Annotated in this window: 12 protein-coding genes and 4 pseudogenes; 4 read left to right on the top strand and 12 right to left on the bottom strand. The window is 57.7% G+C overall.

Features of this window, described 5'->3' with window-relative positions:
- Both BFD71_RS32435 and BFD71_RS42905 read left to right on the top strand, forming a co-directional pair.
- The coding region (locus BFD71_RS32435) for an ATP-binding protein (RefSeq protein ID WP_176732986.1) at positions 1 to 213 on the top strand (213 nt) is incomplete at its 5' end.
- A 302-nt stretch (positions 214 to 515) separates the two neighbouring features.
- Positions 516 to 936 (top strand): annotated as a pseudogene (locus BFD71_RS42905) (transposase); the annotation flags it as partial.
- Positions 937 to 989: 53 nt separating this feature from the next.
- On the opposite strand, the gene gspD reads toward BFD71_RS42905, so the two are convergent.
- The 12 genes and pseudogenes from gspD to BFD71_RS32385 form a co-directional block, all read right to left on the bottom strand.
- Positions 990 to 3,200 (bottom strand): type II secretion system secretin GspD, encoded by a 2,211-nt coding sequence (gene gspD / locus BFD71_RS32430; RefSeq protein WP_069268343.1) that lies wholly within the window; start codon positions 3,198 to 3,200, stop codon positions 990 to 992.
- Between the two features lie 909 nt (positions 3,201 to 4,109).
- Positions 4,110 to 4,903 (bottom strand): annotated as a pseudogene (locus BFD71_RS39635) (IS5 family transposase).
- 288 nt (positions 4,904 to 5,191) lie between these two features.
- Positions 5,192 to 5,329: pseudogene (locus BFD71_RS40935) on the bottom strand (IS110 family transposase); the annotation flags it as partial.
- Positions 5,330 to 5,455, bottom strand: a pseudogene (locus BFD71_RS40930) (IS110 family transposase); the annotation flags it as partial.
- A gap of 386 nt (positions 5,456 to 5,841) precedes the next feature.
- Positions 5,842 to 6,408, bottom strand: a complete 567-nt coding sequence (locus tag BFD71_RS32415) for a nitrogen fixation protein NifQ (protein WP_069268350.1) — start codon at positions 6,406 to 6,408, stop codon at positions 5,842 to 5,844.
- A gap of 16 nt (positions 6,409 to 6,424) precedes the next feature.
- On the bottom strand, positions 6,425 to 6,733 hold the full coding sequence (gene fdxB / locus BFD71_RS39630; protein ID WP_083245591.1) for a ferredoxin III, nif-specific: 309 nt from the start codon (positions 6,731 to 6,733) through the stop codon (positions 6,425 to 6,427).
- 15 nt (positions 6,734 to 6,748) lie between these two features.
- The gene (locus tag BFD71_RS32410) at positions 6,749 to 6,949 is read right to left on the bottom strand and encodes a CCE_0567 family metalloprotein (protein ID WP_069268349.1); all 201 of its coding nucleotides are present in this window, start codon (positions 6,947 to 6,949) and stop codon (positions 6,749 to 6,751) included.
- 73 nt (positions 6,950 to 7,022) lie between these two features.
- A complete protein-coding gene (gene nifX / locus BFD71_RS32405; protein ID WP_069268340.1) occupies positions 7,023 to 7,439 on the bottom strand; it encodes a nitrogen fixation protein NifX in 417 nt (138 codons plus the stop codon).
- A gap of 55 nt (positions 7,440 to 7,494) precedes the next feature.
- The gene (gene nifN, locus BFD71_RS32400) at positions 7,495 to 8,850 is read right to left on the bottom strand and encodes a nitrogenase iron-molybdenum cofactor biosynthesis protein NifN (RefSeq protein ID WP_069268339.1); all 1,356 of its coding nucleotides are present in this window, start codon (positions 8,848 to 8,850) and stop codon (positions 7,495 to 7,497) included.
- Positions 8,851 to 8,872: 22 nt separating this feature from the next.
- Entirely contained in the window at positions 8,873 to 10,366 is a 1,494-nt protein-coding gene (nifE, locus tag BFD71_RS32395) for a nitrogenase iron-molybdenum cofactor biosynthesis protein NifE (protein ID WP_069268338.1), read from the bottom strand.
- Between the two features lie 225 nt (positions 10,367 to 10,591).
- The gene (nifA, locus tag BFD71_RS32390) at positions 10,592 to 12,238 is read right to left on the bottom strand and encodes a nif-specific transcriptional activator NifA (RefSeq protein ID WP_069268337.1); all 1,647 of its coding nucleotides are present in this window, start codon (positions 12,236 to 12,238) and stop codon (positions 10,592 to 10,594) included.
- Positions 12,239 to 12,674: 436 nt separating this feature from the next.
- Positions 12,675 to 13,607 carry a LysR family transcriptional regulator gene (locus BFD71_RS32385; RefSeq protein WP_069268336.1) on the bottom strand — a complete coding sequence of 311 codons (933 nt, stop codon included), beginning with the start codon at positions 13,605 to 13,607 and terminating at the stop codon, positions 12,675 to 12,677.
- A gap of 457 nt (positions 13,608 to 14,064) precedes the next feature.
- Here BFD71_RS32385 and BFD71_RS32380 point away from each other — a divergent pair, with 457 nt between their 5' ends.
- Entirely contained in the window at positions 14,065 to 14,778 is a 714-nt protein-coding gene (locus BFD71_RS32380; protein WP_069268335.1) for a hypothetical protein, read from the top strand.
- Positions 14,775 to 15,908, top strand: coding sequence for an ATP-grasp domain-containing protein (locus tag BFD71_RS39625; RefSeq protein ID WP_256095001.1), 1,134 nt, complete (start codon positions 14,775 to 14,777; stop codon positions 15,906 to 15,908). The genes BFD71_RS32380 and BFD71_RS39625 overlap by 4 nt, the downstream gene beginning before the upstream one ends.
- Positions 15,909 to 15,931 lie beyond the last annotated feature (23 nt).

The raw sequence follows: 15,931 nt of genomic DNA, 5'->3' as shown, positions 1-15,931 counted from the left end.
CGAGCGGCTTCGATCGTCACGTCAAATTTAGATCTGAGCGAATGGGGCGACGCGTTTCCCGACAACCGCATCCTGGGCGCCGCGACGCTGGACCGGCTACGCCACGGCGCCTATCGCGTCGTGATCGAGGGCGAGAGCTTCCGCAAGCCCAAACCGATGCCGGCGAGCAGTGAAAACGCGGTTGCCAAATCGGGCAAAAAACGGCATTCTTGAAGCCGTTCGAATCTGCGCTTTACCCCCGTTTCTGCTGGCTCCATTACGCCGCCCATCCCCGGCTCGATTACGCCGCCCCGTGACAAGGGCCACCTTTGCCTTGAACGCTGGTGAGTGGGTCCGTCGGTTTCGTTTCGTCATCTTCTGGTTCCTTGTTGCCGGCCATTATGGCCGACTCACGCCCCAGCTTTCCACTCAACGTACTGTCCGAATTCTCGAAGCCACCTCTATACAACAAGCAGGCGCTTCCATTGAAATGGAAGTACACCGATCCATCGCGGCGAATCCGGTGCAATTCAACACAACAACGCGACGAAATCGCCGCCGATGTTAAGCGGTTGGTTGTTACCACTTCTTTTGCCAGTCCTGACAAAAATACCGGGAGTCGGAGGCAGAACCGCCGCCAGACCCTCGCCGAGGCCTTGCATTAACCATTCAATTCGGCAGGTCACTTGGCGACCCACCTGGCGTCGCACCAGTTTCCCGGCGTTCAGGCTCCTCTATCCGTGCCGAGCCCCCGTCCAAGCGCTGCAACAACGTGCTCGGCGACTTGCTTCTATCGACCCTCGTGGCCTTAGAGACCTATCTTACGGCCCTCTCTACGCACGCAAAGTCCAGCAGTCCAAGCGACAAAACCAAGCGCTCATTTCACTGGCACGGCGACGCTACGACGTCCTGTTCGCCATGCGACGGGACCTTTTCCGAACACAAGTCAGCCCTTAACGCTTGATGAACCGCATAGGGGGGCATCCCAACATGAAAACCAAGACATCGATCTACTGGCGACGCATCTTGTCGAGATCGAATAGATTCAGGGTTGACCCGCCCTGACTTGGGCCTACCGGCTTCTGCGGCACGACCGGGTCGTCGTCGTCCTTCATCAGGTTGTTGTCCTGACGATACGCGCCCTGCACACCTTGAATATAGTCGTAGCGGTTCGACGTGACAGCCTGCGCCTTATCCCGATCGTCGATGATGACCGGACGCAGGAATATCATCAGATTCGTCTTTTCGCGGCTCTTCTGCTCCGAACGGAACAGCTGGCCGATCCACGGCACGTCGCCTAGCAGCGGCACCTTGCTGTTGCCGTTCGCGTACCCATCTTTTATCAGGCCGCCGAGCACGATGATCTCGCCATCATCGGCCAGCACCGTCGACTGCACCGAGCGCTTGTTGATTGTCACGCCGCCCTGATTGTTCGTCGATGCCGAATCGACGGACGAAGCTTCGGCATAGATTTGCAGCTTTATGATGCCACCGTCGGTGATCTGCGGCTTCACGTGCAACACGATCCCGACATCCTGTCGATCGAACGTGTTGAATGCGGTCACGGACGTTGCGGCATTCGCGGTCGGCGTGGCGTATGAACCCGTCACTACAGGCACGTTCGAGCCAACGACGATCTTCGCCTCTTCGTTATTGAGCGCGATGAGGTTAGGTGTCGATAGGACGTTCGCGTCGCTCGACTGCGACAGCGCCTGCAACAGCCCCCCGAGACCGAACACGTCGCCGAAGCGGTGCAGCAGGCCTACGTTCAGGCCGTTGTTCAGCAGGTCCGCGCCCTTCGTCGCGAGCGCTGCGGCGGGGGCGTTCGCGATGATCGCCCCCTGCGCAGTCAGGTTCACGATGCCCTGGCTGCCGTTGGAATTGAAGTTGGAGCTGCCGTAGAGACCGTTGTTTCCACCATTCGAAAGCAGCGCACCCTGCCACTGGATGCCGAGGTCCGCGTTTGTCGTCGCCGACAGTTCGACGATTAACGCCTCGATATATATTTGCGCGCGGCGGACGTCAAGCTGATCGATCACGCTGCGCAGATTGCCGTAGACGGCGTCCGACGCGGTAATGATCAACGAATTCGTCTCCGGATCGGCCTGGATCATCCCGCCGGGCTGGTTCTCTTCACTGTCACCGCCTTCCTTTTCGCCAAGAAACGCCGCGTTGTTACCTTGACTGCCGTTGTTGCCGCCGCCTGCAAGTCCATTGCTTCCCATCGACGAGAATGACGAACCGCCCAAGGATCCGCCTGGCAGTGGGGGCTGGCCCGGCGTGCCCGCCGACGAGTCCATGTTTCCTTGGTTGAACGAGTTCGCGGCACCACCGCCCCCTGTGGACATCAAATCATTGCCGCCCTTGCCGAGCATGCCGCGCAGCGTCTTCGCAAGACGCCTGGCATCCGCGCCCCGCAGTTGCACAACGTGGATGTTACCGGGCCGCCCGGTTGCCGCATCAAGCTGCTTCGCCAGCGACTTCGCCCCCGCGAGGCGCACTGCGTTCGACGCTCGCAGCATTAGCGAATTCGTGCGCGGATCGGCCTGCACCAAGACTTTCAGCGTCGCATCCGTATTGCCGATCGACCCAAGGTCGAGCATCTTGGTCATCTGCGTCGCAACGTCGGTCGCATTCGCGTTCTTCAGTTCCACTACCTGCACCTGCTGGCCGGCCGCAGAATCGACGCCCGCGATGATCTGCGCAATGCGGCGGACGTTATCAGCGTAGTCCGTGACGACGATCGTATTATTCGATGGATAGGCCGCAACCATATTGCTCGGCGAGATAAGCGGACGCAGCACTGGCAGGAGGTTGTTCGCCGATTCGTTCCTGAGGCGAAAGATCTGGGTGACGACCTGATCGCCGTGTGCCGAAGGCGCATTTCCAATGTACGTCGGCACACCCTCCACTTTCGCGTCCGCTTCGGGCACGACCTTGAGCACACCGTGATCCTGCACCAGCGAGAAACCCTGCATTCGCAGCGCAGACTGCAGAGTTTTCAATGCTTGATCCTCGGAAACAGGGTGCTCAGAGACGAGATTCAGCCGCCCTTCGACGCGCGGGTCAACAATGATCGTCTTCCCTGTCGCCGCGCCGACCGCCTTGGCGACCTGATCGATGCCGGCATCGACGAAATTGAGCATCACATCTGCCTGCGCGGTATGGGCGGTAATCAATCCAGCCAGCAGTAATGCGGTTGCGATGCGACGTAAAGCCATACGGTTTGTTCTTGTTAGGTTAACAGTCTATGTGGATTTGCCGGCAGTTGAATCAACACGCACAGCGCATTTACGTTGTGGACAGCTGCCGCTTTGTTCGCAAGTCGTCGTCAAACTTCAGCAGGACCGCATGAGGGGAAACACGATCGCTACGCATGCAACGGTGGGAAGCAATCAGTTGCACGGCAGGCCATGGCCGCCACATTGCAGAAGAACGAACGGCGTGGCGATGAACAGCGACGTCAAGAGGCCTTGGCAGACCATGGAACAGCGCGCCCATCCGCCTCATCATCACGATGCAGTTGAGGCAGCCGAGCTGCTGAGCCGATTCCGACCACCAGCTCGGTGAACGAGGTGGTCAAATATCCTGACCGTCGCTACACGGAGCCGCCCTACGACGCAGATGGCGACTGCTATTGCGAGACCGCCCTAGCACACTTTGACCGGTTCGAAGTAGACAGGGCCATCCTTGCGAGGACACACGGACAGTGGCAATCCAGCGCGGCCGCCGCATCACGCTCTCGAGCTCCAAGCTCGCGAACAAAAAAGGCATCGGAGGCGCGCTGAACTAGCTTGTCACGGGCCGCGACAACTCCGCGCACGCTGGATTCGACAGATCGCCGTGTGCGACCAGCGCAAACCCTGTGGCAATGCAATTCGCGTGGACGGCGTCCAACTCCGCGCTCGCACCTAGCCCCGTGGCAACGATGTACGAATCGTAACAGCGCGGGTTCGTTCCGTATAAGTCGCTATTTTTTTTGGATGCATCAAGCACATTTATGAGTCGTGATTTGTGCCAAAAGCGAGCTTACGTTGGCAAGGGCGGTTAGGTTAGGGAACTTAAGGAAAAGCCGAAATAGGTGATCACGGCCACCGGTATTCCATCCGCCGTTGGCGCAATAAGAGGTGTTAACAGAATGACTTTTGCTGGTGTCGCCAACATATGATGCAGCAGCGGAAAGCCTTGTGGATGGAAGCGAGCTGTTCGAAGCGGATGCGCGGTCGGCGGAAGTTGTGAAGCCGCGAGATGGTCCGCTCAACAACCCAGCGTGTTTTGCCTAGCCCACTACTATGTAGGCAGACCACGTCGAGCGATTTCGGTTGCAATGCCGGCAGCATGCAGTGGACGTCGATATTTGTCGTGGTCGTAGCCTCTGTCGCCCTGAACGAACCGAGGCTTTGATATGGTCTGCCATGCTTGGCCGGAAATGCCTCGACCAGCGCTTGAAGTTGAGTGACGTCATTGCGGTTCGCGACGGTCAGAATCACCGCGAGCGGGATACCCTGCGCTTCGGTGATGGGATGGTGCTTTGAACCGGGTCGCGCGCGGTCTGTGGGATTTGGTCCTGTTTTTGACCTGAGCCCACAGCGCGGATTGAACAGGAATCGACGATGACGCGAGGCCAGTCGATTTGCTCGGCTGCGCGCAATCGCCCAAGCAGCACCTCGTGCAAATGCTCCCACACGCCAGCGGCTTGCCAGTCACGTAGGCGCCGCCAGCAACGCATGCCGCTGCCGCACCCCATCTCTCGAGGTAGCAGGTCCCAACGCAGGCCTGTCTGTAAGACGAAGAGAATGCCGGTGAGCACCGCACGATTGTCGAGCGGCTTGCGCCCCGGATAACGGGTTCGCCGTGGTTTGAGAGGGGGCAGCAGCGGTTCGATGAGTGCCCACAGTTCGTCGTCGAGTATTGGCTTGGCCATGTCCTTTATATGGACGCCGCCCTTTTGCGAAGGGCTTTGAGTGTTCTGACGTAACAGGAACGGCTGCAGCTTTATATCTGGCCTTTGCAGCTAGTGTTTCACTGCGGGCCCCTATGGATTCCGCTGACTCGCGCCTCATTTTCGTCGCGGGCTTTTAGCCCGAAAGGACATTCAGGTTTGGCGAGTCCCGGTCCGACATGTTTTGCCATCACTCTCAAGTGCCAGCGCAACCTTTTGACGTCCCATCCTCCGACTACAGAGCTGATTTCATGTGCGTTCGAAAATCGCTCAAACTGGCCTGGCGCCCACATATCCACTCCGATAGGAACAACCATGTGCGAGGATGGCCCAAATGGTACGGGCCATCTTGTCCGCCAGTGCAACGATCACGACGTTCAGTGGCCGGCGCTTCTTCATCTGCTCGATTGCGCGGTTTGCGAAGTACGCGAGAAACTCCGCCCGTTTGATCGGCTTGTTGACGATTTCGCCGGTCTCTTCGTCCACGTGGTGTACCTGAAAGACTTTTTTTGCGATATCGACACCAACTGGCATAGGCTTCACCCGTCAGCATTGGTGAAGCTCAATACTCAGTCCATTCGCTCCGCCGCGTGAACTCCTCCCCCCCGCCGGGCCACCATTGGAGGGTAAAACTCTCTAAAGGGTTTTCCGCATCCTGCCACGTGCATTCCTTATCCGAAGCAGCAGCCAACACCGCCGCCCCGACCAGCGCAGCGACCATCAGAGCACCACACAGCACCCTCTTTAGCTTCTTCATAACTGCCCCCGTCGGTCAACGTTAATATCCCTAATGGTCTTCGTTTCATATCACTCTCCGTACTGCCCACCAAATCACATACATTACGCGATTCTTCCTGCAACCGACAGGGAAACGAATCAAATATACCTACGTCAATCGGAGTCGCCACTGATCCGCACATTCATTCCGGCCCAAAGCAACTGGAATATTCCGCACATTCCCCGCAGCTTGAGGCCCGGCAGACGTTCAACGCCTCGGTCCCGCAAAGTTCCTTGTAGAGAAACTTCTTCCACCTCATGCCGTGAACGTTCTTTTCAGCAAGCGCCGGAAACCAGTACTCGAGAAGCGCCGACAATTCGCCGCGCGAAGAAAGGCGCAACTCCTGCCACAGATGTTTTTTGCCTGCGCAAGCGTAGACCAGCGCGTGAGAAATGCAATTGATCTCGGTCGTTGTGCCTGCCCCCGGATTGGCGTGTGTCTTTAACAACATTACAAGATCGATGTCGTCATAAGACGGTCCTAGCTGTGAATCTGCAGCCGACGCGCCAAAGTAAAGACCCAGAGAACTCTCGGCATCAGGGAACCAGCGAGCAAGCATCCAGTGTGTCTCCGCTGCATCCAGTCCGGGGATAGGCAATCTTTCCGTACCGCCTTCGTCGAGCGCCGCCGCGAGCACACCGGCGACCGCAAGCACCGTCAAGTCGTCCGGGCTTTCCGCATGGCGCATTAACACCGCGTAGTAATCCATAGGAATTCTCGCTTGCTCACACTTGAGCCGCAGCATGTGTGTAGCACCCTTTCGGGCATATCTTCGCACATGCCGTGCAGCCAACGCAGAGACCTCGATGCGCAATTGTCATGACCTTCTTTTCATGCTCGTCCTCCTCTTCATCGTCATCATCCAGTGGAACATGATCGCCAGCTTCATCGATGCCTAACAGTTGAAGTACGCCGCGAGAACAAACCCGGAAGCATCGCCCGCAACCGATGCACTTTTGTTCGTCGAGTGAATCAACAAAGTGAGGTATCCAAGCCTCTCCGCTTGGGAGTATCACACTAAAAGGATGGCTCATTTGAAGGTCCGGAGTTTAATCGGAAGCCGAAACTGCGGTCTGACGTGCCTGCATCAACGCCGCATGCGCGTCGTGACAGCGTTGCGCGACTACCATTATCTGCTCCCAACCCGTTGGTAGATCTTCTGACAGATCATGCAGATCCATCTTGGCCTGCGTGGCCAACGCGTTGAGTTTTTTCAGGCGCGTCTTAAGTTCCCGCGAGTCGTTGCACATCATGTCCTCCTTATCGGACGACGCACTACAGGCGTCACTGGCAACAAGAACCGTCATACTAGGGAGATCGGTTTTAGCCAGGGGGCAACTCGTCATCCCCCGCAAAATCGTACGATGTGCCACGTTCCCTGGTGAGCTTCTTGCGCAACCACGGAGGCGGCGTGCCTTTCAGAACCCTGCTCAGCTTGATTAGAATCTCTTCGATCGGCAATGGCTGCGGCACCTTCACTGGATGGACCTTAAGCGCTACTACGCGCGCAGCCGCCGTACCGCCTATGGCCGCGACATACAAGATCGCGCAGTCGCGGATCACTTCGAGCTTCGGCGCAAGTTTCTCATCATCACCGTCCTGCATCAGCTTGTCGCCGAAATCAAAAATCTGTAAAAGTGAATGTCCTTCCGTCGTCACGTCGTATACCGCAATGCCTTTCGCCCAGCCAAAATGAGCGTCGACGTGCACTTTGTCCTGTGTCGCAAAGGCGATCTTCATGCGCTGGTCTCCTCATCAAGTTCAAGTTACGGCATGTAACACCCTTCTCTTAAACCTAACCCTGAACCGAAACATCAAGGCCGCCCGATGATTGCGGCAGTTTCCAGTCGCCGGGATGAGGTTGCGAGATCCTCTCGAACATAAGATTGGCAATCTCGAAAATAAGATTCATTGTGCCGCGATAACCTATCTGGCAACGATGGGCGTTGCCGACGCGGTCAAACACCGGAAAGCCCGCGCGCATCAGCGGCTTTCCGAGGCGACCGGCCATCTGCCTGCCGTGCGAATGCGTGATCAGCAGGTCGCAGTTACTCGCGCCTCGTTCCATGTCCTCCAAGTCCCCCAATATGACTTCGCTTGCCGGCAACAGCGCATGCGATGCCGAAGCAGTGGTACTGATGCAAACAGATAGTTCCGCACCCATTTCACGGAGCAGCGAACCGATCGAAAGCAGCATGTCCGGCTCCGCACCAATCGCCACTTTTAGACCACCCGTGTAAAAATGGCTGTCGAGCATCGCATCCAGTAGTTGGCTGCGCTGCCGGCGATACCGGGCCGGGACTGCACGCCCCGAAAGTTGTGCAAGACGTTGCAAGAACCGGTCGTTCGGCTCCAGCCCCGTTAGCCGCTCGAGGATCTCGAACGGCACGCCGGCAATTGCTTCGAGCGTCTCGGCGGCGTCGCGCGTTTGCTCACCAACGCCAATTGTGAATGACGACGCCCCCGCCGCACGGATCTGATCAATCGTCGTTCCGCCCAGCGTCGTCCCACGCCACGCAGAATCAAGGTGGCCGTCGAGGGAGCCGGAAACATCTGGAAGCACAATCGGCTCCAGCCCGAATGCGCAAATAATCTCCCGAAGCTCGTCGATGTCACCAGGCGATAGATGACTGCCCGGCACCAGATTGATCTGCTGAGGTATCGTCGGCAACGGCTTCACCAGTGTCTCGACGATCGCGGTCACCGCGCGCCTGTAGCCGTCCTCAAAGGCACCAATATAGTCCGGTGTCGATACGAGGATGAGTTCAGTATCGTCCAGTTCGCGCTTGCGTTTTCGCACCATCGCAAGGTGCCCCTCCACATCTTCGCCGTTCGTCTCAGTCAGGCCAGTCGTGCAGAGCACAATGATCTTAGGCGCCGCGCGCTTGCGAATGTTCAGCAGCGCTGTCTCTACGTTCTCGTATCCGCCGAGAATCGTGGTGACCTCGCTCATCGCCGTTGTTTGCAGCGGAATGGCTTCTTTGAAATGGCGCACCAGTAGTACGAGCGCGAACGACGTACAGCCCTGCGAGCCGTGCATTACCGGCATGCATGCATCAAGCCCCATGGCTGCATACGTCGCGCCGAGCGGTTGACTCATTCTTAGCGGATTAACGGTACAGGCTTTTTCTGACTCGACGACTATCGCCATGATATGTGCTCCACTCCGAAACTCAACTCGATACCGCCGCGCGGAGGTTCCAATCGTATGCCTCACCGTCTGCGCCCCGCGGAATCGGATTGATGTGCGTGGAAGACTTAAGAATCCCCTCGCGATGCACTACCTCTTCGTCGTCCCACGGCGCAGGAATACGCACCTGCTGCCAGACTGGGTTCTGGATTGCGCGGTCGATCTCCTGCACCAATTTAACAATGCCCTCGTAGCCAGCGTACGGATGGTGTCGCTCCTGATTCACGTCGAGCCAGGGCATGCGCGCCTTAAGCGCGACAAACTGCGAGCGCCCGCCAGACAGCATGATGTCCGCCTTCGCATCCCGGAGCATGTTGTACATCTCGCGCGCCGTCAAATTGTCGACCATGCGCGTGTCATTGCCCATGATCTCCTTGATTCTTTCCTTATCCCCATCCGTACTTTTCTTCACACTAGTGCCGACGATCTCGAGCCCGGCCTCCTGCAGCGCCGCGACCACTGACCATGACTTCACGCCGCCCGTGATGAGCAGCACACGTTTGCCATCGAGCCGCTGCCTGTACGGGGCAACGCGCCCCCATACGCGCGCCTCTTCTGCCTTGACAAGGTGCTCGGTGCGCACGATAAGATCGTCCGGCGCACCCTGCTCCACCAGTAGCCTCGCGACCCCGCGCAGCGTGTCGCTCGTGTCGCCAATTCCGTAGAATGAACCCTCGAGGTATGGAATACCGTAGCGCTTCTGCATTTTTGTCGCAACGTTGAGCATGGACTTGGAGCACACCACCAGGTTGACCTTCGCGCGGTGTGCGCTCGCGATCTCGCTGTAGCGGCCGTCTCCCGAGATGCAGGACAGGAGCCGGATGCCGAGCGCCTCGAACAACGGCTTTATCTGCCACAACTCGCCCGAGAGGTTATATTCACCGATAAGATTAATATCGAATGGTGTCTTGTACGCCGGCTCGCGCGTGCCGATGACGTAATCGAGGATCGTCTCCCCTGCGAGCTTGTTGCCGAAGTTTTTGGATCCTGCGAAGCCCGGCGCATTCACCGGTATGATGGGCTTACCGAACTTTGCCGACGCGTGCCTGCATACGGCGTCTATATCATCGCCGATCAATGCGGTCACGCACGTCTGATAGACGAACACGGCAGGCGGATCGTACTTTTCGAAAATTTCACGCAGACTCCTGAAAAGCCGCCTCTCACCGCCGTAAATTACATCGAGTTCATTGATATCGGTTGTGAACGCGGTGCGGTAGAGAGTCGGCCCAGACGATGCCGAATGGCGGTTGTCCCAAGAGTTTCCTTCACATGCAATAGGCCCGTGCACCAAGTGTGCAACGTCGACCACGGGCTGCAATGCGATCCGCGCGCCGTCGAATGCGCATCCGCCAGCGGCCGCCCCCGGCGAAACCTGCTTCGAACAGCCTTGCTTGCGCTCCTTTTCGCTCTTCGCGAGGTTCTTTGCGCAACCCGGTTCGTTGAAGATCTCGACAGCGCTCGTCTTTAGCCACATCGTAGAGTCCTGACAATAGAAGTCCACGACTACAGGCAAATTGCGTACCACCATCGTAGCCCAAGCTAACAGTCATAGTGACGCTATGCCGAAGCCGGATTTGTCGTCCTTGTTACCTGCGTTGAAGGAGTTGAACCAATCACTACAATGTTGCGACACGCGAGAGCCTGCCGGTAGCCTTCTCGCCCAGTCTCTCCAAATGCATCCGCGCAACCGCCGCTGCCTTCAGAAGCGGCGCAGCTTGATCCCGTGCTTACGCAGTGCGTAGCCGATCTGCCGCGGCGTGATATGTAGGAGTCGTGCGGCCTTCGCTTGCACCCATCCACAGCGCTCCATTGCCCACACAAGCTGTTCCCGCTCGCTGCCCGGCATGTCGCTACCGCTTGGCGTATCGAAGCTACGCCCATTCCAATCACCGGCACTTACACTCGCCAGGGCATTCGGCACTTCACTGTTTGTAGCGTCCAACGTGCGGGCAGCACGCACAGCGTCTTCTCGTTCGATGTAATGTAGCTCTTTGGTGAGGCACCGGCCTCTCTCACACAGAAAGGAAAATCGATCTATCGTGTCGTGATCCGCCATGGTCGCGGTACGCTCAACGCAATTTTCCAGCTCGCGCACATTGCCAGGCCAGTAGCAGCTGGAAAGAACCCGAAACGCTTGTTCATTGAAATGCAAAGATCGACGATTGTCGCGGTTAAAGCGATCCAAAAAGTGCTGCGCCATTGCCGGAATGTCCTCACGGCGTTCGCGCAACGGCGGCAAAAGGATACTAACGACGTTGATGCGGTAGTAGAGATCCGCACGAAATTCCCCCGCCTTCACCATTTGTTCGAGGTTGCGGTTCGTGGCAACGATCAGCCTCACGTCGACTCTTACCGGGGTGGTGCCACCCACCCGCTCGAACTCTCGTTCCTGCAAAACTCGCAACAATTTGGCTTGGAACGAAGGCGAGATGTCGCCGATCTCGTCGAGGAAAAGTGTCCCACCGTGCGCCAGTTCAAAACGCCCTTTGCGTTGATATTGCGCACCGGTAAACGCTCCCTTCTCATGGCCGAATAATTCGCTTTCTAGCAGTGTTTCAGTGAGCGCCGCACAGTTCACCGATATGAACGGCCGGCCCTTGCGGGGCGATAACCCATAAATCGCGCGCGCGATCAGCTCCTTTCCAGTTCCGCTCTCGCCGCGCAAAAGCACCGTCGTCCGCGCTGGCGCTACTTGATGAACTTGCGAAAAGACGCGTTGCATGGCGGCAGATTCTCCGAGCACATTGTCGATACGAGACGAAGTCTGGTCTGCGTTGACCGCTCGTCTCATCTCCTGTCGCGCGGTTTGGCCCATCTGTCCCGACGCACGATCAAGCAGAAGTGCCTGGCCCATCGGCGCCGCGACGACCTTCATGAGTTGGAGGTCGCTCGCAAAGGCGCGCTGTCCGTCCGTGTTCTCGCAGAACGCAACAAGTACGCCGAGCGGCCGCCCTTCATACCTGATCGGCGCCCCGAGCAGTGCCACATGCTCACCTTCCAATCCGTCGAAGATATCGATGCTGTCCACGAAGAGTGGTTCATCACGCAGTCTCGCCACCACGACGGCTGAGTCGTTTGTGTGTATTCGCCCCAATACCCCGTCATTGGGCAAGAAACGCAGACGTTCACGCCAGCCCGCTGACAACCCCGTGCCACACAGGCCGCCCAGATGGCCGTCTGGCTCAGTGACCGCAATAAACGCGGAGCGCCATCCACACGCATATGAGAGGTAATGCAAAGATCTCTCCAACGTCCTTTCGGTATCTCGTGACGAGGTCAACGTCTTTACTACTTTGTAGACCACATCAAAATTGAGATGACTCTCATTGACATCGAGCTGCGACATAGATCTGAACTCCGGAAATTGCACGTTAGCGCCGCGGGACCCGGGTCCCAACACAATGAATGGCGGCGCTACATTTGCGCAAGCCACGGTGAATTCTTATCGCAACGGGCACGAAAGCCGACAAAACAGACAGAGACGCGACAATCGGAGTCGCGGTGTCAGAAATACGACAAAAACACGAGGTATCTTTGTGCGCAGATGGGATACTACCGAAAGAAAGCGTTGGTTTTACGACAAATTTAGATTTGTGCGGCAGTCTATGTTTAAATGCATGAGTCGCACTTGATTTGTGGGGAAATAGCATGACTGCGCGTGAATTAGAGAACGCGCTTCACGTAGCGTTGATGCTGGATTCAAAAGACAGGACGTTATCGTCTGAACCTCCATTTGGCGCGCCGAAGTTCGGCCCTTCGACGCGTTTTACCTCAGAGGCTCATTAGTTTGAAGCACGCAGTGGCAAGCCTGATGACGCTCCGTCGTGTACACCGTCTCCAAGAGTACTCAATTGCAGCGAACGGAAGAGAAAACGCTGAAGTGCGTTGGCCGCAGACGAGCGGTCTTCTAATCGCCCAGGACTAAAGAGACCGAATTCCGCCACCGGCGGCAGCGGCAACCCTACTGCGCTGGGATCGATCGCACGCATCGTATCGCGGCGCACCTGCCAATCCAGAAGTAGCGCAACGCCGAGCCCAGCTTCAACGGCTGACTGAACCGCAGAGAGGCTCGTGCTTTTGCAGGCCACGCGCCAAGCGATACCTGCTTCAAGCAACGTGGCAAAATAGCTCTCCTGCCACCTGCATGCACCGCCGAATGCAACAATCGACAGCGGACCGTCTCCGAGATCATCATTGCGCGTGCGCGCAGCCGCCCAGCGAAGGGGATGTCGCCAGGTGACGAGCGGTTCCGCGGGGATCTGGGCTGGATCACCAATCGCGAAATCGAGTGTGTTGCTCATGAGCCGCTGCGATAAGGCCGGACTCGCATCAACGACGATCTCCAGGGCTACATCAGGAAACAATGTCGAAAATTGCCGCAGTGCATGGCGGAGGTGACTCATCGCGATGTCCTCGGGAAGTCCAATTTTCACGGTACCCGCAACTTCACCCGAAGTAAGAGCGGAACGCGCCGCAAGGCCAATTTCGAGCAGCTTGTGTGCATACGGCAACAGAACATTGCCCGCAGAGGTCGGCTTCACGCCGCGCGGTGAACGCTCAAGGAGGCGCTGGCCGACTTCGTCTTCGAGCCGCCGGAGGGCCATGCTGACGGCAGCCTGTGTACGATGCAGCTCCATGGCAGCATTGCTCACACTGCCGGCTTCCACTACCGTCACGAACGTACGCAGTAGTGTGCTGTCGAGATCGCGAATCATCAATTTCCCTCATGCAAACATAAACATTATCAGCTTATACCACGCATACCGCTGCAGTTAGTATCCTTCCGTCGCCCAAGTCGAGAGCATGGGTGAGCAAAAAACGAATGGGAATGGAGCCTAGATACCTGTTACAAAAAGCATTCGCTGTGTTTAAGGAAACGATTGGGTCAGTTGTCGGTTGACAGCAATCATTTCGATGCGATGGCGTTTGCCAAAGCAGACCGCTCTGCAAAGAGCGACCCAATTTGGGGCCACCCGAGAGCGGTCGGCCTTCAACGCCCTCTCGTTGCACGGCGTCCGGTGCGCTGCTTCGAGGCCAAGCGTGGGGACTTTCGCGAAGCTAGCGAGCCACCATTGCTTCGTGCCACGAGCAGTTCGTGTCTCCGGTTTATTCGCCGCTGACCCGCTACGCAGCGCGCCGCGTTCGCTCCTTCTCATCCTATCTGGAGATCACATGAATACACCCAACGATCGGGTTCGCTTCGAGGAGCTTGCCAAGCATGCCATGGACCAGGCACTCGCAATTTCGCCGGAAACCGCTGCGTTCCACTGCGGCGACTGGATCGACAGTGAGTACTATCGGCGCCATCTCGTCGAAACCGTGTTGCGCATCCGGCTCAACAACGAGGTAGGCGCATTCGCGCTTTACAAGATAGGCAGCCAGGACAACTCGCTCGCGCAGATGCTGGCGCAACACCTCGCACAAGAGTATGGGCAAGAATGCCTTCTTCTGCATGACCTCGAGAGGTTCGGCCTGACCGCAGCAAGCGTGGACAGCATTAGACCATTCAATAGCACAGACAAGCTAATCGGATATCTCTACCTCAGCATTGTCCGCGATGGCCCGCTCCCTACGATGCTCTTGAACTGGTTGCAGGCATGGTATTCGGGCCGCTACAACAAGGTCATCGCGGAATCAGCCGCGCGCGCATTCGGGCACGATCACGTAAAGGGTACACTCAGCCACATTGAGTACGCCGAATCGCGCAGCTTGGAAGACTCCACATGGATCGCTCTGAAGCTCGCGATCGGTGGCTGGGGCGGAATGGAGAAAGCAGAAATCTATTTGAACAACTTTGTCGGAATGATTCACGAGTATTTCGAAGAGTTGCGTGTGGCGACCCTACCCCGGCCGGAAACCGGCACTGAACAGGCAGCGATCAAATGACCGCCATCATCGTGATAGAGCCGCGCTCGTCCGGGACCGCACTGGTCGCCTCAGCCGTGCGCCTTGGCGTGGCCACCCACGTATTTTCGGCCAAAAGCGATGAGCCCCCCCTGTCACGCGAACTGCAGGCCGCCGCGGTGTCGTACACGATGGTGGACACTGCCTCGCCGAACGCCGTGGCGGCCGCCGCATGCGCCATCGGCGTCGATGCGATCGTACCCGGTTGCGAATACGCAACCGGCGTAGCAGCTGAATCAGCGGCGCTCCTTGGTCTTCCCCATTTGCAGCCGGAAGCGGCAGCACTCACGCGTGATAAATATCGCAGCCGCATGCATCTCGCCGCCGCCGGACTGGCGGTTCCTGAGTTCGCCCTCATCGCACATCGTCGCGACGTCATAACAGCCGCTTTACACGTAGGTTTTCCAGCCGTCCTCAAGCCTGTCCGCGGCGGCATGCATGTGAGGTACGTCAATTCTCTTTCCCAGTTGCAACTTGCGGTCGAGTGTGCCATGCATCACGGCGTTGTCGATATCGGCCACAAGGCCGGCAACGTGTTGCTCCTTGAACAGTATCTGAAGGGCCCAGAGTACTGCATCGAAGGCTACGTCAGCAGCCAGCACGGACCCCGCGTCGTCGCAGTAACCGAAAATCTTTTGGGCGCAGAGCAGAATTTCGCAAAATTGGGCCACTTTGTCGAAGCCTCTTTGAGCGCGGACCAAGGAGCCGCGCTCGTCAATTACGTCGAGCACACCGCGGCGCAGATTGGACTGACCCTCGGTGTTTTCCACGCCAAAGTGCGCATAACACGCGACGGTCCGGTGCTGATCAAGATCGCGGCCTGCCTCGGAGGTGATCGCACCTATCGGCTCATCGAACTCAGCAGGTCAATCTCTCTGCCGGAATTAGCGATACGCAGCCACCTCGGCGATCCTGATCCAGCCCCCGACGTCGATGCAAGACCTGCCCTGTGTGTCAGCGGCGTGCGGTTCTTCGCACCGGTAGGCGACGCGGCCGCCGTCGAACGCGTTCGCGCCATACCAGTTTTCCAGGAGGTGGTGGTCCATTCTCAATCGGCGGCTCAGTCCCGCGACGAGCGGCCGTGTCGGCCATGTGTTGTTCATCGCGCCTGATCGGTCGACCTTGATTTGCGCCT

The organism is Paraburkholderia nodosa (genome assembly GCF_001718195.1).
Taxonomy (GTDB): Bacteria; Pseudomonadota; Gammaproteobacteria; order Burkholderiales; family Burkholderiaceae; genus Paraburkholderia; species Paraburkholderia nodosa_A.
The sequence above is the reverse complement of the archived record's forward strand: the minus strand, read 5'-3'. Positions and strand labels throughout refer to the sequence as shown.